19 protein-coding genes are annotated in these 25,229 nt (G+C 63.4%); 6 read left to right on the forward strand and 13 right to left on the reverse strand.

The genetic code is table 11. The annotated features are described in order from the left end of the window. Nucleotides 1–6: 6 nt before the first annotated feature. From addA to tsaE, 5 genes are read right to left on the reverse strand one after another with little or no spacing between them, the layout of a single operon-like run. Nucleotides 7–3,516, reverse strand: a complete 3,510-nt coding sequence (gene addA / locus ACK4TE_RS00395; RefSeq protein ID WP_409909476.1) for a double-strand break repair helicase AddA — start codon at nucleotides 3,514–3,516, stop codon at nucleotides 7–9. After that, a complete protein-coding gene (gene addB, locus ACK4TE_RS00400; RefSeq protein WP_409909477.1) occupies nucleotides 3,509–6,571 on the reverse strand; it encodes a double-strand break repair protein AddB in 3,063 nt (1,020 codons plus the stop codon). Before addB ends, addA begins: the two co-directional genes overlap by 8 nt. After that, a complete protein-coding gene (locus ACK4TE_RS00405) occupies nucleotides 6,561–7,286 on the reverse strand; it encodes a nucleotidyltransferase family protein (protein ID WP_409909478.1) in 726 nt (241 codons plus the stop codon). Before ACK4TE_RS00405 ends, addB begins: the two co-directional genes overlap by 11 nt. After that, nucleotides 7,283–8,383 carry an aminoglycoside phosphotransferase family protein gene (locus ACK4TE_RS00410; protein ID WP_409909479.1) on the reverse strand — a complete coding sequence of 367 codons (1,101 nt, stop codon included), beginning with the start codon at nucleotides 8,381–8,383 and terminating at the stop codon, nucleotides 7,283–7,285. The genes ACK4TE_RS00405 and ACK4TE_RS00410 overlap by 4 nt, the downstream gene beginning before the upstream one ends. Continuing rightward, complete coding sequence (tsaE, locus tag ACK4TE_RS00415) at nucleotides 8,367–8,819, reverse strand: tRNA (adenosine(37)-N6)-threonylcarbamoyltransferase complex ATPase subunit type 1 TsaE (protein WP_409909480.1); 453 nt, start codon at nucleotides 8,817–8,819, stop codon at nucleotides 8,367–8,369. Before tsaE ends, ACK4TE_RS00410 begins: the two co-directional genes overlap by 17 nt. A gap of 148 nt (nucleotides 8,820–8,967) precedes the next feature. Here tsaE and ACK4TE_RS00420 point away from each other — a divergent pair, with 148 nt between their 5' ends. The 3 genes from ACK4TE_RS00420 (at nucleotide 8,968) to ACK4TE_RS00430 (ending at nucleotide 11,469) form a co-directional block, all read left to right on the forward strand. Further along, the gene (locus tag ACK4TE_RS00420; protein WP_409909481.1) at nucleotides 8,968–10,212 is read left to right on the forward strand and encodes an NAD(P)/FAD-dependent oxidoreductase; all 1,245 of its coding nucleotides are present in this window, start codon (nucleotides 8,968–8,970) and stop codon (nucleotides 10,210–10,212) included. A 17-nt stretch (nucleotides 10,213–10,229) separates the two neighbouring features. Then, complete coding sequence (locus ACK4TE_RS00425) at nucleotides 10,230–10,550, forward strand: 2Fe-2S iron-sulfur cluster-binding protein (RefSeq protein WP_409909482.1); 321 nt, start codon at nucleotides 10,230–10,232, stop codon at nucleotides 10,548–10,550. Between the two features lie 130 nt (nucleotides 10,551–10,680). Beyond that, the gene (locus tag ACK4TE_RS00430; protein WP_409909483.1) at nucleotides 10,681–11,469 is read left to right on the forward strand and encodes a thioesterase family protein; all 789 of its coding nucleotides are present in this window, start codon (nucleotides 10,681–10,683) and stop codon (nucleotides 11,467–11,469) included. Here ACK4TE_RS00430 and ACK4TE_RS00435 read toward each other — a convergent pair whose 3' ends face one another. The 6 genes from ACK4TE_RS00435 to ACK4TE_RS00460 form a co-directional block, all read right to left on the reverse strand. Continuing rightward, nucleotides 11,470–11,877 (reverse strand): F0F1 ATP synthase subunit epsilon, encoded by a 408-nt coding sequence (locus ACK4TE_RS00435; RefSeq protein WP_409909484.1) that lies wholly within the window; start codon nucleotides 11,875–11,877, stop codon nucleotides 11,470–11,472. 26 nt (nucleotides 11,878–11,903) lie between these two features. Further along, nucleotides 11,904–13,328 (reverse strand): F0F1 ATP synthase subunit beta, encoded by a 1,425-nt coding sequence (atpD, locus tag ACK4TE_RS00440; protein WP_409909485.1) that lies wholly within the window; start codon nucleotides 13,326–13,328, stop codon nucleotides 11,904–11,906. 45 nt (nucleotides 13,329–13,373) lie between these two features. Continuing rightward, on the reverse strand, nucleotides 13,374–14,252 hold the full coding sequence (locus ACK4TE_RS00445) for a F0F1 ATP synthase subunit gamma (RefSeq protein WP_409909486.1): 879 nt from the start codon (nucleotides 14,250–14,252) through the stop codon (nucleotides 13,374–13,376). Between the two features lie 42 nt (nucleotides 14,253–14,294). Continuing rightward, entirely contained in the window at nucleotides 14,295–15,830 is a 1,536-nt protein-coding gene (gene atpA, locus ACK4TE_RS00450) for a F0F1 ATP synthase subunit alpha (protein ID WP_409909487.1), read from the reverse strand. Between the two features lie 7 nt (nucleotides 15,831–15,837). Beyond that, nucleotides 15,838–16,398, reverse strand: a complete 561-nt coding sequence (gene atpH, locus ACK4TE_RS00455; protein WP_409909488.1) for an ATP synthase F1 subunit delta — start codon at nucleotides 16,396–16,398, stop codon at nucleotides 15,838–15,840. 190 nt (nucleotides 16,399–16,588) lie between these two features. Further along, a complete protein-coding gene (locus ACK4TE_RS00460; protein WP_409909489.1) occupies nucleotides 16,589–18,757 on the reverse strand; it encodes a primosomal protein N' in 2,169 nt (722 codons plus the stop codon). 77 nt (nucleotides 18,758–18,834) lie between these two features. On the opposite strand from ACK4TE_RS00460, the gene ACK4TE_RS00465 reads away from it, so the two are divergent. After that, a complete protein-coding gene (locus ACK4TE_RS00465; RefSeq protein WP_409909490.1) occupies nucleotides 18,835–19,827 on the forward strand; it encodes an AAA family ATPase in 993 nt (330 codons plus the stop codon). Nucleotides 19,828–19,833: 6 nt separating this feature from the next. Further along, nucleotides 19,834–21,183 (forward strand): vWA domain-containing protein, encoded by a 1,350-nt coding sequence (locus ACK4TE_RS00470; protein ID WP_409909491.1) that lies wholly within the window; start codon nucleotides 19,834–19,836, stop codon nucleotides 21,181–21,183. 3 nt (nucleotides 21,184–21,186) lie between these two features. Here ACK4TE_RS00470 and ACK4TE_RS00475 read toward each other — a convergent pair whose 3' ends face one another. After that, entirely contained in the window at nucleotides 21,187–22,269 is a 1,083-nt protein-coding gene (locus ACK4TE_RS00475; protein WP_409909492.1) for a site-specific DNA-methyltransferase, read from the reverse strand. A gap of 165 nt (nucleotides 22,270–22,434) precedes the next feature. Between ACK4TE_RS00475 and ACK4TE_RS00480 the strand changes: the two genes are divergently transcribed. Further along, entirely contained in the window at nucleotides 22,435–24,075 is a 1,641-nt protein-coding gene (locus ACK4TE_RS00480; RefSeq protein WP_409909493.1) for a Na/Pi cotransporter family protein, read from the forward strand. Here ACK4TE_RS00480 and ACK4TE_RS00485 read toward each other — a convergent pair. Next, nucleotides 24,072–25,205: a PA0069 family radical SAM protein gene (locus tag ACK4TE_RS00485; RefSeq protein ID WP_409909494.1), complete on the reverse strand. Its 1,134-nt coding sequence runs from the start codon at nucleotides 25,203–25,205 to the stop codon at nucleotides 24,072–24,074. The genes ACK4TE_RS00480 and ACK4TE_RS00485 overlap by 4 nt on opposite strands. Between the last annotated feature and the right edge of the window lie 24 nt (nucleotides 25,206–25,229).

Below are 25,229 nucleotides of genomic sequence, written 5' to 3' on the forward strand. Positions count from 1 at the left end.
GGGCTGTCAAACACCCTGACGGGCTTTTGCGAGTGATTCGGTCATCAACTCGTCCGGCAGGCGCATCATCTTCGGCCCATCCGTCCAGCAGAGGATGGCTGACACTTTCCGCCCCGGGAAAGCTGTAGCCAATACAGCACGATACGCGGCCATCTGCACGATGTAGCTCTCGGCGACGTCTTCCACCGCATCCGGGGCGGGCTGGTCGGTCTTGAAGTCGATCACAAGTACGCGATCCGGCGTGACGACCAACCGGTCGACCCGGCCGTTGATCACAGCGTGTCCGGGGAGCTCATCTGACGTTCCGATCACCGCCGCTTCGGCACGGCTCCCGGGGCCGAACAATTCCTGCAGCGCAGGATCGGTCAGGATCGATTCTGCGGCCTGCAGCATCTCCTCCCGCTGGGCACGGGTGAGATGCGGCTCCCGGTCGAGCATGGCGCGGCCCGCCGCGCTGCGGGCGTGTTCCGGCATTTCCGGCAAATGTTGCAGCAGGCTGTGGATCAGCCGGCCCCGACGCAGCCGTGCCTCCCGTTTCGGATCGAACGGGGCCACAACCTTCGTCTTCGGCTCCAGCAAGCTGGAGGGGGCCATCAGCTTGCGCGCCTCTCTATCCACATCCGGCGGCAACCGGGCCCAATCCGGAAGCCCGGATTCGGAAGCGAGAGAAGCCTGCGAGCTCGTCTCTGCGCGCAAGGGCGCTCCGAACTGCATGATGCCCGCCTCGTCGGCCTCAACGCCCAGGGTATCCATCGCCCCGCGGCACAGGGCATACCAGGAATTGGCATCGTATCCGGCAGCGCCCGCCTTGGTGCTGCCATACCAGTGCCCGGCAATCAGCAAATGATCCTGCGCGCGGGTGAGCGCCACATAGAGCAGGCGGCGATGTTCTTCATGCGCCTTTGCCTGTGCGATGGCGCGGGCAGCTTCCGAAGCAGGAATGTCCGTATCCTTCCGCGGCGCCCAAATTGCCGCACCGCCCGCCTCGAGAATGGCATCCGTCTCCAGCTTGGGCTTGGCTGTCGTATCCGGCAGGATGACGATCGGCGATTGCAGCCCCTTTGCGCCATGGACCGTCATTACACGGACTTCCTGTCCGGCCTCGGCGAGATCGCGTTTGATCTCCACAGGTGTCGCCTCCAGACCGGCGACGAAGGCCTGCATGGATGAAGGACCGGTCGCATCATGGGCGAGTGCCTGAGACAGCAACGCCTCAAGAGGATCGCGGGCGGGCGGGCCAAGGCGCACATTGATCCTTTCCCAGCCGGTGACGCCGTCTGCATCTGGCTGGTCGAGCACGGAAGACAGAAACTCGTATGGCGGCAGATGACGCTTCTCCGTCAAGGATCCGAGGAAATCCGCCGCCCGTTTCACATCCGGATCATCACTGGCCTGCACTCTGCTCCAGAGCGTCTCCTGATCCGTGCGTCCCGCCGCGAGTTCAAACAGGTAGCGGTCATCATCGACGAGGCCAATGAAGGGGCCCCGCAGGATTTCAGCCAGCACAAGATCGCGCGAAGGCAGCAGCGCAAACCGCATCAGGTTCAGGCAGTCCTGCACACCAATATAGTCCGCAAGGCGCAACCGGTCCGCGCCCGCAACCGGTATGCCGCGCGCCTTCATGGCATTGATCAGCGCTTCAAAAAGACCGCCGCGCCGCTCGCGCACAAGTATGAGGACATCACCGGCCCTTGCCGGCCGGCGCATTCCGTCAGCGCCCCAGACAGCTGCGCCGCCAGAGATCATCTGCTTCACGCGGTCGGCCACAGCCTGCGCAACTTTCACTTTTGGCGAGGTCTGCCGTAGCGCATCGACCGGCCGGTCCCACGCATCAGTTTCCGGTTCGGGGTCCGGTGCTGCAACCGGCCAAAGGTCGATCCAGCCGGGTTCATCGCGGCGCTTCGCTATGTGCTCTGTTATATCAGCCGTAGAGGGCCGCTCCGTGCCGAAAGGCACATCAATTGGCGGCGCCGTATTCCAGACGGTATCGACATAGGCAAGGATTTCCGGACCAGACCGGAAGGACATCTTCATTTCGGCGGCCTTTGCCGAGGGATCCCTCAGTGTAAGAGCCTGCGCTTCCTCGAGGAATTTTGCGGGATCCGCGCCCTGGAAAGAATAAATCGACTGCTTGTCGTCCCCGACGATGAACAATGTCCGCGGGTCCTGCAAGCGCTCTGTTCCCTTTCCGGATGTGAACTCATGTGTGAGGGCGCGGATCAATTCCCACTGGTTGGGGCTCGTATCCTGCGCCTCATCCAGCAAGACATGGCTCAGCCCGCCATCGAGCTTGTAGAGTACCCAGCCAGACATGCCGTCCGTGGTCAGAAGATCGCGCATCCTATCGATCAGGTCGTCAAAATCCAGCGCACCGCGCCGCGCCTTCTCTTCGCTGTAAGCCATCAGTGCGGGCACGCCGACACGGAACAGGGCCAGGCTGCGGGCGAAGGCCTCCGCTTTCTTTAGGTCTTCGCGCAGTTTCCGGAAGCGCTGAACTTCCGTGCCTTCCGGCATCTCTGCGGAGAATAACTCCTCTACCACTGGCCCGGCCGCAGCAGCCCCCTTCGTGAACGGGTTCTTTTCCCGGAACTCACCATCTGTTTTCAGAAATATCGGTAGATAGGCATCATGTGCAGCTTTCGGATCTGGTGCATCCAGAACGGCCGTCAGCGTATCCGCGAGCTTGCTGTCAGTAGCTTTTCCGGTCTGCAAGGCACCGATAGCGAGCCGCAGGCGCGCCGTAGGCAGGTCCCGCACCATCGCATTGGCGAGCAGAACGTCCGGTCCCTCAGCAGGCGGATGAATGGCGCCGCGCAGCGCGGCCTCTATTGACTGTATGTCAAATGCATGGCGCGCGAAAAATGCGCGGCTGGCCCCGGAAGACGCGCGCAGATCATCCAGCGCCGTGAGCGCCCCTTCGTTGCCCGCTTCGCGCGCGATCAGAGCGAGCGCTTCCGGATAGTCCCTCGCCGCCAGCCTGATCGCCTCTGCCTTTGCTTCCTGCCAGATACGCCGCGCGTCCTCGTCCTCGAGTTCGACAAAGCCCGGCACAACGCCCGCCTCCAGGGGGAACCGGCGCAGTACGCGCGCGCAGAACGCGTGAATTGTTTCAATACGGAGCCCGCCCGGTGTTTCCAGCGCTTTGGCGAACAGCGCGCGGGCTGCCTTCAGGCGATCATGCGTATAGTCCTCAGGCGCGCCGCCTTCCAGCGCAGCCAGCTCGCGGCTGAGCTTTTCATCTTCCATCACCGCCCAGTTGCCCAGTGTGCGAAACAGTCTGGACAGCATCTCGCTCGCTGCGGCTCGGGTGTAAGTGATGCAGAGAATGGAATCGGGTGCGGCGCCCGGCCGGCCATCCGGCCTTCTCAGCAGCAGTCTCGCAACGCGGTCTATAAGCACCTTGGTCTTGCCGCTGCCGGCATTGGCCATTGCATAGGCGGACCGGGTCGGCTCTGCCGCAATCGCCTGCGCGCGCGTTGCAGCTTCGTAAGCAGCATGATGGGCGGGGCTACTCATCGCCGCCCTCCCCATCCGACGTGTCGCTCGTCCACTCTGCGCGGCGGGCCAGAAGATTGTAGCCGAAATCATATTTCACAAACTGCACGCGCGGCGCCGACGCAAAGACAGCATCCGGCTGACGGTAAGCCGCGATGAGTTTCTGCACGCCCTCATCTGCCCGCTGGGTAAGCGAGGGCACGTCCATGTCAGCAATCCGTCCACTGCCAATCCGGCGGGCTTTCGGTTTGCCCTTGAACTCGACATATTCAAGCGCCTCGACAGTTGCGCCGGCAATGCCGCCGAACCCGCCGCGCTGAGCAATCAGGGCCTGTAGCGGCATCTGCTGGTCGAAGCCGGTACTGATCGCCCTGTCGGATGGCGAACTGCCTGTCTTGAAGTCAACAATCGTCAACCGGCCCGTTGCAGATGTCTCGATTCGGTCTGCCTGCGCGGACAGCACGAACTTCTCTCCGGCAATCAGGTAGTCGATCTTGCCATTCACCTCGAGGTGAAGCCCCCCCGAGACGTCCCGTCCGATCCGCCAGTCAAGATACCATGCCGCGACCATCTCCCAGATCGCTTGCCGACTCAGCCAGTCTGTGTCGGGCGTACCTGATGATTCCAGCTGCGCTTTCAGGAGCGTGAGGAGCCGGGTCTCCGATTTCTCGCCGCCTGATTCCTCAAACAGTTCTAGCGCCTTGTGGATTGCCGTTCCGCGCAGGTTTGCCTGCATCGGTCCGTTCATCGGGTCTAATGTCCGTAGGCGGAGCACATCTTCCGCCCAGATGGCATAGGGGTCTCGCTGCAGGCGGTCCACACGCGTCACCGACAGCCTGAAGGGCCAGCCAGAGGGTCGCCTTGTGGGGCGCGGCTCGACCCGCACGCCGCCCGCGGGCATCGGGCCTTGTTCCGACTGGCGCGCCCGCACCCAACCGTGAAGCTCACTCGCGTCTCCGGCCAGCACCGCCGAGGCGTCGTCGCGCAGCGCGCCCTGCGCCAGTGTCCGCAACCGCCACACCCAGCGCGAGGCCACGGCAGGAGAATCCTCGCGCCGCGCCGCGTGCAGCATCACCACTTTTGGCGCGCAGGCGAGCTGCGCAAAGTCATGCGCGGACAGTCCCAGACGTTCATCCGGATCCATCAGCCCGAGCGCAGACCTGAACCGGCGCGGCAGGAAGGCATCCGGCGGCGTCTTCTCCGGCCAGACATCTTCATTCAGCCCCGCCAGCACAATCAGATCAGCCGACTGGAGCCGCGCCTCCAGCGGACCCCAGATGCTGAGGCGTGGATGCTCGGCTTCCCCCATGCTGACAGTCAGGCCCGCACATTCCGTGCCAACCAGTTGCGCGAGATCAAGGGGCCGTACAGGCTCCATATACTGGCCCATCTCGTCCAGCCGCTCGAGCAGCTTGGAGGCACCCGCGCCATCCTCCCCGGCCCAGGGCAAGGGGGTCTCGCTCATGGCTTCCGCAAGCGCCGCAATCCGCCGGACTCCTTCGGAAACGCCAATGGTCTCCACGCTGGAAAAGTCCGCACCGGAACGGGAAAGTATGTCGATCAGCTTTTGCACGGCTGCCGCTGCTTCAGTCTGATCTTCCGGCGCAAAGGCAGGTTTGCGCTCTTCCTTGTCCTTCACTGCAATCAGCGCCGTCAGCGCAGGAAGGTCCTTCCAGCGCCTTGGCCCTCTCAGGAAATGCAGGTCAAGAAGGTCGCCCGCGCGCTTCAAGGATACAAACGGATGTTTCAGTACAGCCGAGAGGGCGACGGGATCTGCCGGGTCTGCCGACCACTGGGCGCATAGCGCTATCAGGCTGCCTGCCGGCGACCGCGCCAGCGGCTGCCCGGCGGAAGGCGCCACATGAATGCCCCAGCGTTTCATCCGGGCACTGATACGCCGTGCCAGCGCGGCATCCGGCGTAACCAGCGCAGCTCGGGCACCCTGCGTTTCGAGAACCTGCCTCAGCAGCAGCGCCGCAGCCTCCGCCTCCGACGCTTCATCGGAAAGTTCGATTACGGACAATCCATCCAGCGCTGCTCGTGCAAATTCCACCTGCGTTGCGCCCGCGCTACCGGCAAGTTCCGCCAGGGTTTCGCGCCAGTCTGCCGTGTCATCTGCAGGCGCAAGGGCTTCATGGACAAGTTTCCGCCGGGCTGCCCGGGAGGGCGCCGCTGTATCTTCCGGCCAGGTCTTCACCGCCCCCGGGGTGAGCCCGAGAGAGATAACGGTTTTGACCAGAGTGTGCTGGGGATGGCTGGGCGCCTTGAGGATCGCCTCTATGGCCTTGCCGGACAGATCCGTGTCCAGCCCTGGAAACACGACCAGCCCTTGCGGCAAATCCAGCGCAGCCTTCATCAGCATTCGGCCGGACGGGGTCGCCCCGGTAGAGCCGGCTATGATCACGGAAGACTGCGGCGTCTCGCTGCGCCAGCGCTGCGCCATCGCGGCTGCGGCCTGAATCCGATAGGCAAACGGATCGGCCTTGTTGTTCTCGGCGAGCCAGGCCGGCCAGAGTTCTGCAACAATCGACAGGAACCGCGTTGAGGTCTCCAGGTGTCCGGCCAGCTCGCTTTCAATCGCGAGGACTTCCAGCTTCGACCAGTCAACAGGCGCTTCCGCAAACGTCGCCTGCTCCAGAATTCTCGAGAGCTCACGGGCCGATGCCAGCGCAGATGCCGGCGGAAGGACGCGTCCGTATTCCTGCTTGAAATATGCCGCCACCAGCTTTGCAAGAACGCCGAGCCGGCTTGCAGGCGAAAGGGGCATTGCAAGATCGATCAACGCCGCCTCAGCGACAGGCGGCGGCTCCTCGGATTCCAAGTCGCCTAGCGTCCGCACGTCCGGAGGCAACAGCGTACCTTTCCCGCCCAGCGTATCAAACAACGCAAGTGTCAGCGCCCGCGCCGAGCGGCGGTTCGGCACATAGATGATTGCTTCCGCAAGCGCATCCGGGCGGTTTGCAAGCTCAAACTCCTGAGCCAGCGTGCGGGCGAGAGATCCCAGAAAGTCCGCACCCGGAGCGATGGTCCAGACCTTTCCGGAACCCATCACACGAGGGGGCCGTTCAGCCGCCATGACAGGCGATCCACATGTCCGCATCAGCCAGCGCCTGGGGGTCGCCGACATGAAGCCAGAAGCGGTCCAGCGGGTGCCCGGCAAGACGGCCCTGGGGGATGAGTTCATCCCAGATTTTCACCGCAGAGAAGCGTTCAACAGCCCGCGTATCGTAGAGCTGCGGTTTCATGATCCGCACTCCGGCATACGCCCAAGGAGAGGATGGTGCCGCCCCGCGCCGGATGAGGCGATGGTTGTCCTGAAGGAAAAAATCCCCCGGCCCGTCAAAGCCCAGCGCACGGCCTGTTTCGGCGATCAGGAGCCGCTCATCCTCCGCCTGCGGATCAAATGCCGCTGCGAGTTCGAGAAAGGGTTCAGGCGATTCCGGTGCCCAGAAGGCGTCCGTGTTCATCACGAATATCGGCTCATCGCCGAGCAGGGGCCGCGCCTTCGCAATCGCGCCGCCTGTTTCCAGCACTTCAGCGCGCTCATCCGAAATGATCACGTCGAAACGCTTCAGTGCCGCCGCATAGGCTTCGATCTGGTCTGCCAGATAATGAACGTTGATCACGACCCGTTTCACGCCTGCTTCCGCGAGCGGATCGAGTAGCCGGTCAATCAGCGCCTTGCCGCGCACCTTGAGCAGCGGTTTTGGCGTTGCATCGGTGAGCGGGCGCATGCGCGTGCCAAGGCCAGCCGCAAGCACCATTGCCGTATGCGGAACCGGCACGCTCATGGGTTCGCCTCGAAAACAAACGGGGTCGCCTCGCGCACGAAGGCCGCCATGCCTGCCAGCGACGGATGGGACAGGTTACGCGCAAGAAGTGACAATTGCCGGGGCTGGAAATCGCCATAGCGCGGCTTGCCATCCCGGTGCTGCAGGCGAGAAAATACGCCCGCAATCCGCAGCGCATTCAGCGTACCGATGACAGCGAGGCGTTCGTCAAAAGCGGTGCGCTCCTGACCTGTCAGATCGAGGAATGTCCGGATCGCCGCTTCAGCCGCCTCCGGAGACACGGCGCGGCGCGCATCCTGTGTCAGCATCGCAAGATCCCACGCGTCCCACCCGATCACGGCATCCTGGAAATCGAGAAGGCCCACATCGCCGTCCGGAAGCCAGAGCAGATTCTCCGCGTGATAGTCCCTGAGCGTGAAACTTCTGGGGAAGGATATGGCCTGCTCGATCAGCGCATTGCGCTCTACTTCCCAGCGCGCCCGCACCGCGCCCACAAGAGGCCCTTTCCCGGCTTCAGCGGGAAGCCAATCGGCATAGAGGTCCGCATTCGCGCCCAGCGCCACGGCATCAAAATCCAGGATCGGCCAGCTCAAACCCTCCAGAGAGAGCACATTCGGTGTGGACGCTTTATGGAGGGTCGCAAGGCGTTCTGCAGCGGCTTTGTAGAGCGGAACTTCCGCCTCCCGTCCGCTTTCGATCAGTCGCGCAAATTCGCGGTTGTCGCCAAAGTCCTCGATCAGCGCGAAGCCCCTCTCCGCGTCGAGCTTCAGCACTTTCGGTGCCCGCAGGCCCAGTGATCTCAAATGCTCCGAGATCAGCGCGAACGCCTCCACGCGGGATGCCGCAAGGCGCGTCATCGCGTTCCAGCCCATCTTCGCGCGCGTTGCAGGGTCTGCGTCAGGCGGACAGGGTTCGCTCTCGACGCGCGGCGCATCCATCAACAGGGCCGTCGCTCCATCCTGCCGGAACAGACGGATATACCGCCGCGTCGACGCATCCTGCCCGAGTGGCTGGCGGCGCGCTGCGCCCCAGCCATCGCCGGCAGCCAACAGGAACGCATCAATCTCGCCGGAGCGGGTGTCAGTCACGAAGCTCATCCAGCCGTTCCTGCCAGCCTTCGCCCCTCGGTTCCAGCCTTGCCCGGCGGCCTTCCCCAGAGATTTCGAGATACAGGTCGAGCCGGTTCGTCGGCAGGTGCCTGCCCGCCCGTTCCGGCCACTCGATCAGCGCCGCACCGTCAACGGTCTCATACCAGCCGAGCTCCTCGACGTCTTCGGGATTGTCCAGCCGGTAAAGGTCGAAATGCCAGAGCGGAAAATCCGGCCCATCATAGACCTGCACCAGCGTGTAGGTCGGGCTGGGCACCTCCTCGGGCCGGGCCAGCAGGGCCTGAACCAGCCCGCGCACAAGGGTTGTCTTCCCGGCCCCAAGGTCACCGTGCAGCGCCACGACATCACCGGGTCGCAACAGTGCGGCGAGCGCGGCGCCGAGCGCTTGTGTTTCCTGTTCGGAAGGCAGGTTAAACTGTCGCATCTTGAGTCGGCACAGTAGTTGTCCACCCGGTTGACGCAATGCGCCGATACCTGTGACGGTGTGCCCCGGTAAGGCCCTGTTGCAGCGGCAGGCGCAAGCGTTTAGAAGAAAAGTGACGCTAGCGTCACGAAATTGCAGGGGAAGCCCTTTGGCATCTGGTGAGGTCCGTCGGATTGTGATTGCCGGCGCAGGTCAGGCTGCGGCGCAGGCGCTGCAATCGCTGCGTCAGGGCGGATTTGACGGCAGCCTCACGCTGGTCGGCGAAGAAACCGCATTGCCCTACCAGCGCCCACCCCTGTCAAAGGCCTACATGAAGGGCGAGTTCGAGGAAGAGCGGCTATACTTCAAGCCCGCCGCCTGGTACGAAGACCAGAAGGTCGAGGTCCTGCTCGGCACCCGCGCAACCCGTATCGACCGCGCCGCGAAGACCCTGCACCTCGGCCATGGCGCAACCCTGCCCTATGATGCGCTGATCATCGCCACAGGTTCCCGCCCGAGACCGCTGCCCTGCAAGGGCGCAGACCTCCAGGGCGTGCATGATCTGCGCACCCTCGCCGATGTCGAGCGGATCCGCCCGCAGATGGTCGAAGGCCGCAACATGGTGATCATCGGTGCCGGCTATATCGGTCTCGAGGCTGCCGCGGTTGCGCGCCAGATGGGGCTGAACGTCACCGTGCTTGAGATGGCGCCGCGCGTCCTCGCCCGCGTGACAAGCCCGGTCCTTAGCGAGTTCTACACGGCAGAGCATCGCCGGCAGGGCGTGACGATCCTGACGTCCACGCAGCTGTCTCATCTGGAAGGCAAGGACGGCGTGGTAACCGGCGCGGTACTCGCCGATGGTATGGTCCTGCCTGCGGATATCGTCCTCTCCGGTATCGGTATCCTGCCAAATGACGAACTGGCGAAGGACTCCGGCATCGCCTGCTCCAACGGCATCCTCGTCGACCGCGATGCGCGCACGTCCGATCCCGCCATCTTCGCCGCAGGCGACTGCGCCAGCAGGCCGCTGGTCCACTATGGCCGCGACGGCCGCCTCGAAAGCGTCCACAACGCTATTGAGCAAGGCAAACTTGCCGCCGCCGCCATCCTCGGCCTGCCCCGCCCTGCCGAAGACTGCCCGTGGTTCTGGTCGGATCAATATGACCTGAAACTGCAGATTGCAGGGCTCAGCCAGGGCTACGACACCCATGTCATTCGCGGAGACCCGGCGGCGCGCAAGTTCGCCGTGTTCTACCTGCGCAACGAAACCCTGATCGCGGTGGACGCCGTGAACAGCCCGCCGGAGTTCCTGGCATCGAAAAAGCTGATCATGTCGGGAGCAAAGCTTGCGCCCGGCAAGCTTGGCGATACATCAACCCCGATGAAAGACATTGCGGCAGAAGCTGCCGCCTAGAGGAGACGGAATACCAGATGCCCAAGATCACCTATATCGCCCATGACGGCACCGAGCGCACCATCGAAGCCAAGAATGGCATGTCGGTGATGGAAGTTGCGGTGAATAATTCGGTCCCCGGCATCGACGCCGATTGCGGCGGGGCGTGCGCGTGCGCCACCTGCCACGTTTATGTGGACGAGGCCTTCCTGTCGAAAACCGGCGAGCAGCAGGAAATGGAAAAGTCGATGCTCGACTTCGCCGAGAACGTGCGCCCGAATTCGCGCCTGTCCTGCCAGATCAAGGTAACGGACGCCCTCGACGGCCTGCGCGTCACCACGCCGGAAAGCCAGCACTGAGCCAATTTCTCAGTGAGCCTGATCAACGCTCCCGCCCCGCGCGGGGGCGTTTTTCTTTGACGTGGCGTGACGGGTTGGTTCTTTTTCGGAACGGTGTAGAAGAGGCCTGTCCACCTCCCGGGAGCCCAGCATGAAATACTCCGAACTCCTTGCCTCGATCGCTCCCGCTGACGGGAACGTACGGTCGACCGGCATTCCCGAAAACTGGATGCAGGGGCGCACAGCCTATGGCGGACTGACAGCTGCGCTGTGCCTCGACGCGGCCCTGCCCCTCTCGGCCGGCCTGCCAATCCGCGCCGCGCAGGTCGCGTTCGTCGGCCCGGTGAACGGCACGGTTCGCTGCCAGCCGCAGCTGCTGCGTCAGGGCAAGAACACTGTGTTCGTCTCTGTACGGATGACCGGGGAGGATGGCGTGCTGGCGGAGTGCATCTTCACATTCGGCGCCGCCCGATCCTCAAGCCTGCACCTCTCCGAGCTGCCGCCCCCCGCTGTCCCCTCAGCGGCGGATGCCGGGAACTATTTCCGCAAGGAAGGCCACGGCCCGACATTCGCCCAGAATTTCGACATCCGCTTTGCCGGCGGCTCCATCCCGATGAGCGGCGCGAAGGATGCGGACGTGTCGATCTGGATGCGCCACCGCGATCCGGAAACACCGAACAATGCCGTCGCCCTGCTCGCGCTTGCCGATGCGCCGCCGCCTGCAGCAATGGCAATGTTCACGGCCCCGGCCCGGATCAGTTCGATGACCTGGATGACGGAATTCCTGACCGAAGACATCACGACTGACGACCGCTGGTTCCTCGCCCGCCATACGGCGCAGACGGCCCTCAACGGCTATTCCAGCCAGCAGATGGTCATGTGGAACACGTCCGGCGCGCCCGTGATGATCGGGCGCCAGACGATTGCGATCTTTACCTGATCAGTTGGCCAGCGCGGCGCGGACGCCTTCGAGATAGGCGATCGATTCCTGCAGCGCGAACTGCTTGGTATCGTCCTTGTCGAGGGCGAGCAACTTCAGGCGCGTCGCCTCGATCTCGGCGTCAACGTCTTCGGCTTTCACGTCGGACAGATTGCGCGCTTCCTCGGCGAGGATCGTCAGGCCGGCGGGTGTCACATCCGCGAACCCGCCGCGCACGAAGATGCGCATCTTCACGGTGTCGCCCTCCAGCACCCGGACAACGCCATTCTTCAGGGTCGTCATGAACGGCGCGTGGTTTGCAAGCACACCGAACTCACCTTCCGTACCCGGAGCGATGACGTGATCGACCTCGCCCGAGAACAGTTCCCGGGCGGGTGATACGAGAGAGAAGTGAAGCTTGTCGGCCATCTGTCAGCCTCCCTGGAGGATGAAGATCAGGCGTCTGCCATCAGCTTGGCAGCTTTGGCTTTCGCTTCTTCGATATTGCCGACCATGTAGAAAGCCGGCTCCGGCAGGTGGTCGAACTCGCCGCTGATCAGGCCTTTGAAGCCCTTGATCGTGTCGTCGAGTTTCACCTGCACTCCCGGCGAACCGGTGAACACCTGCGCCACGTCGAACGGCTGCGACAGGAAGCGCTCCACTTTCCGGGCGCGGGCCACGGTCAGTTTGTCTTCTTCCGACAGTTCGTCCATGCCGAGGATGGCGATGATGTCCTGCAATTCCTTGTACTTCTGCAGGATGGCCTGCACACCGCGGGCGACGTTGTAGTGGTCTTCGCCGACAACCATCGGGTCGAGGATGCGCGAGGTCGAGTCGAGCGGGTCCACGGCGGGGTAGATGCCTTTCTCGGCGATCGAGCGTGAAAGCACCGTGGTCGCGTCAAGGTGGGCGAACGACGTTGCCGGCGCAGGGTCGGTAAGGTCGTCAGCCGGAACGTACACGGCCTGCACCGAGGTGATCGAGCCCTTGTTGGTCGAGGTGATGCGCTCCTGCAGCGCGCCCATGTCGGTGGCCAGCGTCGGCTGGTAGCCCACGGCCGAAGGAATACGGCCGAGCAGAGCGGACACTTCCGAGCCGGCCTGCGTGAAGCGGAAGATGTTGTCGACGAAGAACAGCACGTCCTTGCCTTCCACGTCGCGGAAGTACTCGGCTTGTGCGAGACCCGTCAGAGCGACGCGGGCGCGGGCGCCCGGCGGCTCGTTCATCTGGCCATAGACCAGCGACATGCGGCTTTCGCCTTCGAGGTTGATCACGTTCGACTCGATCATCTCGTGATAGAGGTCGTTACCTTCGCGCGTCCGCTCGCCAACGCCGGCGAACACAGAATAGCCACCGAACAGTTTCGCGATGTTGTTCACGAGTTCCATGATCAGAACCGTCTTGCCCACGCCGGCGCCGCCAAACAGGCCGATCTTGCCGCCCTTCGCGTAGGGGCACAGAAGGTCGATGACCTTGATGCCGGTGACGAGCACTTCAGCTTCCGTGGACTGATCAACGAAGTCCGGTGCCGGTGCGTGGATCGGGCGGGTCGTCTCGGCCTTTACTGGTCCGCGCTCGTCGATCGGCTCACCGATGACGTTCATGATGCGGCCGAGGGTCGCCGGGCCAACCGGAACCATGATCGGCTTACCTGTGTCGGCGACCGACTGACCGCGGACCAGACCTTCGGTCGAGTCCATCGCGATGGTGCGGACGGTGTTCTCGCCGAGGTGCTGAGCCACTTCGAGCACCAGGCGGTTGCCGCCATTCGTCGTTTCCAGTGCGTTCAGGATGGCCGGCAGTTCGCCGTCGAACACGACGTCGACAACGGCGCCGATCACCTGGGATACCTGCCCTTTGGCGTTCGCGGTTTTGCTCATTTCAGTGCTCTCCTCGGGAGATGTAGTCTCTTGGGTTCGTATTCGTTAAAGGGCTTCGGCACCGGAGATGATCTCGATCAGCTCCTTGGTGATCTGTGCCTGGCGGGCCCGGTTGTATTTCAGGTTCAGGGCCTTGATCAGGTCCTTGGCGTTGCGGGTCGCGTTGTCCATCGCGGTCATCCGGCTGGCCTGTTCGCCGGCGGAGCTTTCCAGCATCGCCGACAGGATCTGGGTATTGATGTAGCGCGGCAGCAGCGTCTCGAGGATCGCCTCCTCGCTCGGCTCGTAGCGATAGATCGCCCCGCCGAGATCGATGGATGGCGCCCCTTCCGGCGCTTTCGCCGGAATCAGCTGCTGCGCCGTCGGCACCTGCGTCAGCACGTTCTTGAACTGGGAATAGATCAGCGTGGCGACATCGAATTCGCCAGCCTCATATCCCTTGGTCAGCATCTGGCCGACCGCGATGGCGGAGTCGGCATAGTCGTTGCCTTTGACGTCGCCGAGATTGACGTGTGAGGTGAACAGCGATGCGTAATCCCGCGCCAGTTGTTCGCGACCCTTCTTGCCGATGGTCAGAACCTTGACGGTCTTTCCTTCAGCCTGCAGCGCCTGGATTTTCTGGCGGGCGAGCTTCACGACATAGGAGTTGAAACCACCTGCAAGGCCGCGCTCTGCCGTCATCACGACGACGAGATGCACATCATCGTTGCCCGTGCCGCTGAGCAGTTTCGGACCGCCGCCACCCGCCGAACTGGCGAGGTTCGACAGCACAGCCGCCATACGCTCCGCATACGGACGGGCCGCCGTCGCAGCATCCTGCGCACGCTTCAGCTTTGCAGCCGCAACGAGCTGCATCGCCTTCGTGATCTTCTGCGTGGATTTCACGCTCGAGATACGGTTCTTGAGGTCCTTAAGGCTGGGCATGTGTGGCCTTTGTTGTCCTAAGGTCGGCGGTCAGGGCGGGGCTCAGGCGAACTTCGCGGTGAAGGCATCCAGCGTCGATTTGATCTCGGCTTCGATGTCGTCGCTCAGTTCTTTCTTGTCGCGCAGTTTCGCAAGCAAGTCTTTCTTCGAACCGCGCAGGTGAGCGAGGAGTTCCTTCTCGTAACGCGTCACGTTCCTGAGGTCGACCTTGTCGAGATATCCGCGCGTACCGGCGTAGATGATCACGACCTGCTCTTCCATCAGCAGCGGCGAATATTGCGGCTGCTTCAGGAGCTCCGTCAGGCGGGCGCCGCGGTTCAGCAGGCGCTGCGTGGCGGCGTCGAGGTCCGAGCCGAACTTCGCGAAGGCGGCCATCTCGCGGTACTGGGCGAGTTCGCCCTTCATCGAGCCGGCAACTTTTTTCATCGCCTTGGTCTGGGCAGCCGAGCCCACGCGCGACACCGACAGGCCCACGTTCACGGCCGGGCGGATACCCGAGTTGAACAGGTCGGTCTCGAGGAAGATCTGGCCGTCGGTGATCGAGATCACGTTGGTCGGGATGTAGGCCGACACATCGTTCGCCTGGGTTTCGATGATCGGCAGCGCGGTCAGGGAGCCCGAACCATTGTCCGAGTTCAGTTTCGCAGCGCGCTCAAGGAGGCGCGAGTGAAGGTAGAACACGTCGCCCGGATAGGCTTCGCGGCCCGGCGGACGGCGCAGCAGCAGCGACATCTGGCGATAGGCGACAGCCTGTTTCGACAGGTCATCATAGATGATCAGGGCGTGCATGCCGTTATCGCGGAACCACTCGCCCATAGTGCAACCGGTGAACGGCGCAAGGTATTGCAGCGGCGCAGGCTCGGAAGCCGTCGCAGCGACGACGATCGTGTAGTCCAGGGCACCGCGCTCTTCGAGCACTTTGACAACCTGAGCCACCGTCGAACGCTTCTGGCCGATGGCGACGTAAACGCAGAACAGCTTGTCCTTGTCGGACTTCGCCGCGTCGTTGGTCGGCTTCTGGTTCAGAATGGTGTCGACGCAGATAGCAGTCTTGCCGGTCTGGCGGTCGCCGATGATCAGCTCGCGCTGGCCGCGGCCGACCGGGATCATGCCGTCGATGGCCTTGATACCCGTCATCATCGGCTCGTGCACCGACTTGCGCGGGATGATGCCGGGAGCCTTCACGTCAGATCGCTGACGGCTTGCAACGTCCTTCAGCGGACCCTTGCCGTCGATCGGCTCGCCCAGCGCGTTGACGACGCGTCCGAGAAGACCTTTGCCAACGGGGGCAGCCACGATCTCGCCGGCGCGCTTCACGGTCGCGCCTTCCTTGATGCCGCGGTCGTCGCCGAAGATCACGACGCCGACATTGTCGCTCTCAAGGTTGAGCGCCATGCCTTTCAGGCCGCCATCGAACTCGACGAGCTCACCGGCCTGAACGCTGTCGAGGCCGTACACACGGGCGATACCGTCGCCGACCGAGAGCACTTGTCCGACATCCGAAACTTCAGCTTCGACGCCGAAATTCTCGATCTGCGACTTCAGGATGCCCGAAATTTCTGCAGGTGAAATATCCATCGAGCGACTATGCTCCCTTCATGGCGGTGTTCATGCGTTCAAGTTTGGCGGCAACGCTTGCGTCCACCAGCTTCGAGCCGATGCGCAGCTGGATGCCGCCGATCAGCGAGGGATCAACCTCGCTTGAAAGTTCCACTTCGCCGCCGACGACTTTCGCCAGCAGCGTTTCGATCCGGCCCTTTTCGGCGCCGGTCATTTCCTTTGCGGTGCGCACCACGGCGCGCTTCACGCCGCGCTGTTTCGCATACAGCTGGTCGAACGCAGCTTCCGCGCCCAGCACATCGCGGGCGCGGCCGTTCGCGGCAATCGTGCCGAGGAATTTTGCAAACAGCGGCGAATAACCGGCCTTGGCCGCGATCGCGCCGAGCGCGCCGACCTTCTCATCCCGCGTGAAGGCAGGAGAGTTCAGCAGCTTGCCGAGATCAACCGAGCTGCGAACCGTTGCTGCGAATGCCTTGAAATCCTTGTGAACGGCGGCAAGCGCGCCGTTTTCCTGCGCCAGGTCGAACAGCGCGCTCGCGTAGCGCTGCGCTGCTTCACTCGTCTGCGTTACGCCCGATGCCGGCAAGGTCTCTATCCGTCGCGCTTGAAGGGGCGGAAATGCCCCGGAATATGTTGGTTACAGGCAATCGCATAAGGTGCGTGCCCGTGAAACTGAGCGGCGCTTATCACCAGAAAACAACCCTGACAACATGGCCGCGGCGGCGCACAGTGCGGCGAAATGGCAAACAGGAAGCCCGGGCCGGATTCCCCTGCAATTACAGGAAGGAATAGGGATCGATATCCACTGAAATACGCACCTGCGAAGGCGGCTTCAGACGCCCGATCCAGGCAGTCATGTACGCCGAAAGGTCCACTGTCCGGGGACTTTTGACAAGGAATCGCCTGCGATGCCTGCCGCGGATCACCGAAAGCGGGGCGGGTGCAGGTCCGAAAAGCTCAATTCCGTCGCCGTTCGGGGCAAGTCCGGCTGCCTCCAGAGCGAACCGGTCAACGAGATCTGCCGCAGGTGCCGACAGGATCATGGCGGCCAGCCGCCCGAACGGGGGGAGTTCCAGTTCGGCCCGGATATCCCTTTCAACCGCGAGATAACCATCCCGGTCATTCGCTGCCAGCGCCTGCATGGCGGGGTTGTCCGGCGCATAGGTCTGCACATACGCCCGCCCTGGCCGTTCAGCCCGGCCCGCCCGACCCGCAACCTGGCTCAGGAGCTGATAGGTCCGCTCCCCGGCGCGCAGGTCCCCGCCCTTCAGGCCGCTATCGGCATCAACCACCCCGACCAGGGTCAGATTTGGAAAATTGTGCCCTTTGGCCACGATCTGGGTACCGATCAGCACATCGATCTCGCCTTCCGCCATCCGGTCGATCAGGCTGCGCGTCGAGTCGCCCCCCTGAACCGTATCGGACGAGAAAATCTCGATCCGCGCGCCCGGAAGCAGGATACGCAACTCCTCCGCCACCCGCTCCACGCCCGGCCCGACCCCCATCAGCGAATCTGCAGCTCCGCAATGCGGGCAATGGGCCGGTTTCGGGATCGAGTATCCCGTCAGATGGCAGACCAACCGGCCGGAATAGCGATGCTCCGTCAGCCAGGTGTCGGTCCCCGGAGATTTCAGCCGCTCGCCGCAGGCCTTGCAGATCACCAGCGGCGCATATCCTCGCCGGTTCAGGAACAATAGGGACTGCTCACCCGCTGCCAGCGTCGCCAGCATCGCCTGTTCCAGCACCGGTGACAGCCACTTGCCCCGGGTGGGCGGCGCCTTCTTGAGGTCAACGAGTTCAATCTCCGGCAGGCGCGCCGTACCCGGCCTTGCCGACAGGCGCAGGCGCTCATACCGGCCCGCTTCCGCATTCACGACCGTTTCCAGCGCCGGCGTTGCGGACGCCAGGATGACAACCCCCTCCTCCAGCTTGGCCCGCATCACTGCAAGGTCGCGGGCATGGTAGGTCACGCCGTCTTCCTGCTTGAAGCTCGCATCATGCTCTTCATCCACGATGATCAGCTTCAGTTTGCGAAACGGCAGGAACAGGGCGGAGCGCGCGCCGATCACGATCCGCGCCCGGCCCTGCATTGTTTCACGCATGGTCCGGCGGCGATCCTTCGGGGTCATACCCGAATGCCAGGGTGCCGGGGCAGTCCCGAACCGCTGCTCGAAGCGGGTCAGGATCGCCTGCGTCAGGGCAATTTCCGGCAGCAGCACAAGCGTCTGCGCTTCCGGATCGTGGCGCAGTGTCTCGGCGATGGCTTCAAAGTAGACCTCGGTCTTGCCCGAGCCTGTCACCCCATCGAGCAGGTAGGACGCGTAGCCTCCCGTGCGTACGCCTTCCTGAAGAGCGGCCGCCGCAGAGGCCTGCTCCGGGGTGAGCACTGCACCGCGCAGGTCCGGGTCCGGCGCCGGAAAGGGCAAGTCGGTTTCGACCTCGAAGGCTTCCAGCGCGCCAGCCTCCAGCAGGCCCTTGACGACACTTGAGGTGACGCCGGCGGCGGCGGCGAGGTCTGCCGATGCCGATGGTCCCAACTCCGCCGCCACCTGCAACACTCTCTGCCGGGCCGGCGTCATGCGGGGCGGCACCGCGCCCGTTACACGATACAGCGTCTCTACGGGCGAAGGCTGAAGCGCGTCGCGCGCCCTGAGCGCCATCGACAGGATGGTTCCCGGATGGCTGACCGTGTAACGCGACGTCCAGGCCATGAACTCGCGCATCGCCGCCGTCATCGGTGGCACATCGTAAACGGCCGTGACAGCCTTCAGCTTGCGATTGCTGCCCGGCTGGTCGGGCAGCACCTCGACCACCATGCCAAGCCTATCATATGGCCCGACAGGGGCCGCGACATAGCTGCCAGGCTCCAGCGCCATGCCCTCGGGCACCGTGTAGTCAAACGGTTCCGGCAGCGGCAACGTAAAGAGAATCCGGGCAATCGGCATGGCCCTGACGTCCTAGCCCCGCCCTTTCGCGGCGTCACGCCTTGCCCTTCAGCTATGTGCCGCCTACCCCTCGGCAAATGGCTAAAGACAAGAAGACCGGCTACGAGCCGCTGACCTCCATCGAGGCGATCACCGCAGGGCTCGGCGAGGTGGGCTATATTTCCACAGCGCAGATTTCGACCGCCGTTTTCCTGGCGCACGGCCTGCGCAAGCCGATCCTGATCGAAGGCCCTGCCGGCGTCGGCAAGACCGACCTCGCCGCCTCGCTCGGCCGCTGGCTCGACCTGCCGCTGATCCGCCTGCAATGCTATGAGGGCCTCGACGAGGGCAAGGCGCTGTATGAGTGGAAGTACGGCAAACAGCTTCTCTACACGCAGATCCTGAAAGAGAAGCTCAACGAGCTTCTCGGCGGAGCCGACACGCTCGCCAAGTCGCTGGAGAAACTTTCCGGTTTCGAAGACCTGTTCTTCTCGCCGCAATTCCTCGAGGCGCGCCCCCTGCTCAATGCCATGCAGCAGAAGCAGGGCTCCGTGCTGCTGATCGACGAGATCGACAAGTCGGACGAAGCGTTCGAGGCGTTCCTACTGGAAGTGCTGTCGGACTATCAGGTGACCGTCCCGGAGATCGGCACCATCCGCGCCAACGTCCCACCCATTGTCATCCTGACATCCAACAATGTCCGCGAACTCGGCGACGCGCTGAAGCGGCGCTGCCTGCACCTGCATATCGGCTTCCCGGACCATGAGCGCGAGCAACGCATTGTCCGGGCCCGCGTCGACGGCATTTCCGACAGCCTGCTGGGCCAGCTTGTCCGCTTCGTCCAGTCGGTGCGCGAAACTGATATAAAGAAACGCCCGTCAATCGCTGAAACTGTCGACTGGGCCCGCACTCTGATCCTGCTGCACGCCACATCGCTCGAGGAAGACTTCGTGCGCGACACGCTCAACGTGCTCCTCAAACACGAGAGCGACATTGCCGCGATTTCGCCATCCATCCCGAAGATGGTGCGCGAAGCGACCGGCCCGGATGCGCGCGGACGGCTCGCCTCGGGATATCCCGACCAAAATTAGGGACCGATGGAAAAGCAGATCTCCAACTTCATCCGGGCACTGAGATCCGCCGAAGTGCGCGTCTCGACCGGTGAAGCGCTGGACGCGGCGCGCGCCGTTGCCATGATCGGCTATGGCGACCGCCCGCTACTCAAGGATTCACTCGCCTGCGTTCTTGCGAAATCCGAGGCAGAAAAAGAAATCCATGACCGTCTGTTCGACCTCTATTTCTCCAGTGCTCCCGCACGCGCTTCTTCCGCACAGGACAGCTCCGAAAGCCGCGATGACGGCCGCTCGGAGGAACCTGCCAACGCGGCCGAGCGCCTGTCGCAGCTCGCCGAAGAAGGCAACGAACAGGCCCTCGCCTCCGCCATCGAGCGCGCTGCCGAAGCCTCCGGCCTCAACGACATCCGCTTCTCCACTCAGGTCGCCTATTTCTCGCAAGCCATGCTCCGCGCCATGGGCGGCGAAGCCTTGCAGGCCCGCCTGCTGGAAGCGCTGCAGGTGCGCACGCCAGAAGCCGATGCCGAAGCCCAGCGCCTGATCGATGTACGCCGCACCCTGACAATGGCCGCCCGGGAGCGCGCCGAACGCGCCTTCGATATTTTCGGCGCCGCGGAAACCGAGCGCTTCCGAGACGACTACGCCGCCACAAAGCGCCTCTCCGCCATCGAGGCTAGCGACATGGCGCGGATGAAACTTCTCATTGCCAAGGTCGCCAAACGCCTCGCCGTGAAACACTCCCGCCGCCGCAAACGTACGCAGCGCGGCATCCTTGACGTGCGCCGAACCATGCGCGCCAATGCCGGCCTGGACGGCATCCCCTTCAACGTCATCTGGCGGCAGAAGAAAAAGGACCGCCCGAAAATCCTCGTCCTCTGTGACGTTTCGGGTTCCGTCGCGCTCTATGTCCGCTTCCTGCTTCTGCTTCTCTTCTCGATGAAGGAAGTCATACCGGACCTGCACGCCTTCGCCTTTTCGTATCGCCTGAAGAGTGTCGACGACATTCTCGAAGGCCACGAATTCGACAAGGCGATGAAAACCATCCTGCGCGAAATCGGCCTCGGCTCCACCAGCTATGGCCAGGCCTTCTCCGACTTCAAGATGGATCACGAATCCAAGATCGACCGGCGCTCGACCATCATCATCCTCGGCGATGGCCGCTCAAACTATGGCGACCCGCGCCTCGATCTCTTCCGCGACTTTGCCGGCCGCGCCAAACGTATCATCTGGCTGAACCCCGAAGGACGCGCCCTCTGGGGCACGGGCGACAGCGTCATCCCGCGCTATGCGCCCTTCTGTGCACAGATGAGTCACGTCGCGACGCTGAAAGACCTCGAGCGCGCCATCGACGAAGTGCTGACAGCCTACGACTGACGCCTAGTTGAGGCCCATCTCGTCGCGGTACCGCCGGCGCAGCAGATCGATCGGCGCAAGGTCGCGCTTGTCGGTTTCATAGTGCCAGTAGGTCCAGCCATTGCATGCCGGTGCCTGCTGAACATGCGCGCCCAGGCGGTGGATCGATCCGGTAATCGCGCCCGTCGTCAGCGACCCGTCAACACGGATACGCGCCTGATGGCGGCGTTGCGGCGAGTAGAGCCGGTCGCCCGGCTTCAGCCAGCCGCTCTCGATCAGCGCGCCAAACGGCACCCGCGCCAGCGACTTCTTGCTGCGTTCGGTCTCCAGCACGTCCTCGTCCAGCGGCTTGATCGTCTTCAGCCGCGCGCGCGACAGGCGCACATAGGCCTCGTCCCGCTCCAGCCCGATATAATCGCGCCCCAGCAGCTTCGCCGCCGCTGCCGTCGTGCCGGTGCCCGAGAAAGGATCAACCACAAGATCGCCCGGCCGTGTCGTGGCCAATAGCACGCGGTGCAGCAGCGATTCCGGCTTCTGCGTCGGGTGCGCCTTGCGCCCGGTTTCATCCTTCAGGCGTTCAGACCCCGTGCAAAGCGGGATCAACCAGTCAGAGCGCATCTGCTTGTCTTCATTGAAGGCTTTCAGCGCGTCATAATTGAACGTCACGCGGCTGTCCTTGGACTTGCCTGCCCAGATCAGTGTCTCATGCGCGTTCTGGAAACGCGTGCCTTTGAAATTCGGCATCGGGTTGGTCTTCAGCCAGATCACATCATTCTGGATCCAGAAGCCCTGATCCTGCAGGATCGTCCCGACACGGAATATATTGTGATACGACCCGATCACCCAGATCGCGCCATCATCCTTCAGCACACGGCGCGCTTGTTCCAGCCACTGGTGCGTGAACAGATCATATTCGTCAAAGCTGCCAAACTTGTCCCAGTCATCGTCTACGCCGTCGACCACTGACTGGTCCGGACGCGTCAGCCCGCCTCCAAGCTGCAGGTTATACGGCGGGTCGGCAAAGATGAGATCCACCGAACGGTCCGGAAGGCGCGACAATAGTTCGATGCAGTCGCCCTGAACGATGGTGTTTCTCTGGATGGTCATGCCGGCAGCCCCGCTGAATCTACAGTATTCAGATTCTGTGGGCTGCTCCGGTTACTACGCCTTTAAGGAAACCCTGCCGAAAGGTTACCGTGTCCGCTTGCGTCAGGGCTGTGCGCGCCGCTAAGTCAGCCCTTCTGAACTATTAAGGCAGCGCTCCGGCACAGCATGATGCTCACTCTGGAACTCATCGGCGGCATAGGCCTGTTCCTGCTCGGCATGTCGATGCTGACGGACGGGTTGAAACTTGCCGCCGGCGACGGCCTGCGTGCCATCCTTCGCCGCTGGACGCGCACCCCGCTGCGCGGCCTTGCCTCCGGCGCGCTCGTCACCGGCCTCGTGCAATCCTCCAGCGCCGTCACCGTCGCCATCATCGGCTTCGTTAATGCCGGCCTTCTGACGCTCAGCCATGCCGTCTGGGTCATCTTCGGCGCCAATATCGGCACCACCATGACCGCCTGGCTCGTCGCCCTCGTCGGCCTGAAACTCGATATCGGCGCCTTCGCCTTGCCGATGACCGGCGCTGGTGTCCTCATCCGCTTGTTCGCAGCGCAGCGCCCGCGGCTTTCCGGTGCGGGCACGGCGATTGCTGGTTTCGGCCTCTTCTTCCTTGGCATCGCAACCCTCAAGGGTTCGTTCGAAACCCTGCTGCCGCTGATCAGTGAACGAGGTCTGATCGTTTCCGGCTTCTTTGCACCATTCGCCTTCCTCATCGCAGGCATCGTGCTGTCCACACTTGCGCAATCCTCCAGCGCCGCGATTGCGCTCATCCTTACCGCGACCGCAAGCGGCGGTCTGCCGCTCGAACTCGCCGCCGCCGGCATCATCGGCGCGAATGTCGGCACGTCGAGCACCGCCGCCTTCGCTTCCATTGGCGCCACGCCTGCGGCCCGGCGCGTCGCCACGGCGCATATCGTATTCAACCTGTTTGCCGGCGTTGTCGCTTTCCTGCTCCTCTACCCCCTCGTTGCCGCCAGCCACGAACTGGCCGATGTGCTGCTCGCAGACAGTAAGGACGAGCCCCTTACGCTGGCGGTTTTCAACACGCTGCTCAACTGTCTCGGCGTTCTCCTCATCTGGCCGTTGTCCGGCCACCTGCTCAGATGGCTGCAAGGTCTCTATGCCAGTGACGATGAGCGTGTCGGCCGCCCCCAGCACCTTGATCCGACGCTCGCCGCCATCCCGTCCCTCGCGCTGCGCGGTCTCGTGCTCGAGATCGAGCGCATGATGCAAATCGCCTTCCTGCGCGCCGGCAACCGCGTCTCTTCACCGCCCGGCCAGATCACCAACGGCAACAGCGACAGCGGCATCCTCGCACTCGGCCAGTCGATCCGCGATTTCATCTCGGATCTCAGCCGCCAGCAACTGCCAGCTGAAGTCGTCACCGCCCTTCCGGACCTCATCCGCTCCATCCAGCATGTCGAGGAAGCCCTCACCGACAGCGCCGTGCTGCAGCATCCGCCCTTCCCGCCAGCCCGCCTCATCACCGGTCCGGAATGGGACCGCCTGCGCGCCGGCGTCCTCGCCGCCCTTGTCACCTCCTCAACCAACCCGGACTGCTTCAAGTCGGAGTTCGACACTGAAATGGCGGAAGTGGAGGCTGCATATCAGGCCATCAAGAAAATTCTTCTCTCGGCCGCCGCATCAGGTCAGACAGATGTCGAGCCGATGGAAGCTGCGCTCCTGCGCGCGCGCCATATGCGGCGCGTTGCCGAAGCCGCTCTCAAGGCCGAGCGCCGCCTGCACCCCTGGACCTACATCACGCATGACCCCGGCGAGCCCGCCGACCCTGCCGCAACCCCCGCCTAGAACTTCAGCAGCAACTGGCCGCTGGCCGTTGCCAGGGGCTGGAACAGATCCGTCCTCAGTGGCTGACGGGGAGCTGTCAAACCGAAGCGCGCCAATGCCTTGTGGAAACGCTGACTGATCAGGTCTGCCATCGGTCCGCTTCCGCGCCCGCGTTCGAACCATTTCGCATCATAGTCTCGCCCGCCGCGCATCTCGCGGATCAGGTTGATCACCCGCGCCGCCCGGTCAGGCACATGCTGCACCAGCCATTCGTGGAACAGGTCCTTGATCTCATAGGGCAGCCTGAGGACCACATACCCTGCCGACCCCGCGCCATGTGCCGCCGCCGCCTCCAGCAGCGCCTCGATCTCATGGTCATTCAGGCCCGGAATGATCGGCGCGGTCATCACAGTCACGGGAATGCCGGCCTGCGACAACGCCTTCACAGTTTCCAGCCGTCGCTCCGGTGTGGCTGCGCGCGGCTCCATCTTGCGCGCCAGCATCCTGTCCAGCGTCGTGATCGACACGCCCACCCGCGTCAGCCCCTTCGCCGCCATTGGCGCAAGAATATCAATGTCGCGCTGCACAAGTGCCGACTTGGTCAGCAACGTCACCGGATGATTATGCGCGGCGAGCACTTCCAGCACGCTCCGCGTGATCTTCTGCTCGCGCTCGAGCGGCTGGAACGCATCCGTATTCATACCCAGCGCAATGGGCCGCGGCACATAGCCCGGCCGCGACAGCTCCTGCACCAGCAAGTCCGCCGCATTCCGCTTCCGGAAAATGCGGCTCTCGAAATCCAGCCCCGGCGACAGACCCGCCCAGGCATGGGTCGGGCGCGCAAAGCAATAGATGCAGCCATGCTCGCAGCCGCGATACGGATTGATCGTCCGGTCAAAGCTGATGTCCGGCGAGGTATTGAACGTGATGATCGACTTCGCGGTATCGTCCAGAAGCTCCGTGTCGAGCCGCCCCGCCTCTTCCTCGATCGTGTCCCAGCCATCATCGAACGCGTCGCGGGTTTCCTTTTCATACCGCCCGGTCTGGTTCGAGATCGCCCCCCGCCCGCGATGCGCGAAACGCTCCGACACTTCGCGCGCTTCAAGCAGGGTCACGCGGCCTGATTTCTTCAGCTTCTGTCCGGTTCTCATGGCCGGAGAGAGCCACACTGAAAA

Source organism: Hyphomonas sp. (assembly GCF_046313975.1).
GTDB lineage: Bacteria > Pseudomonadota > Alphaproteobacteria > Caulobacterales > Hyphomonadaceae > Hyphomonas.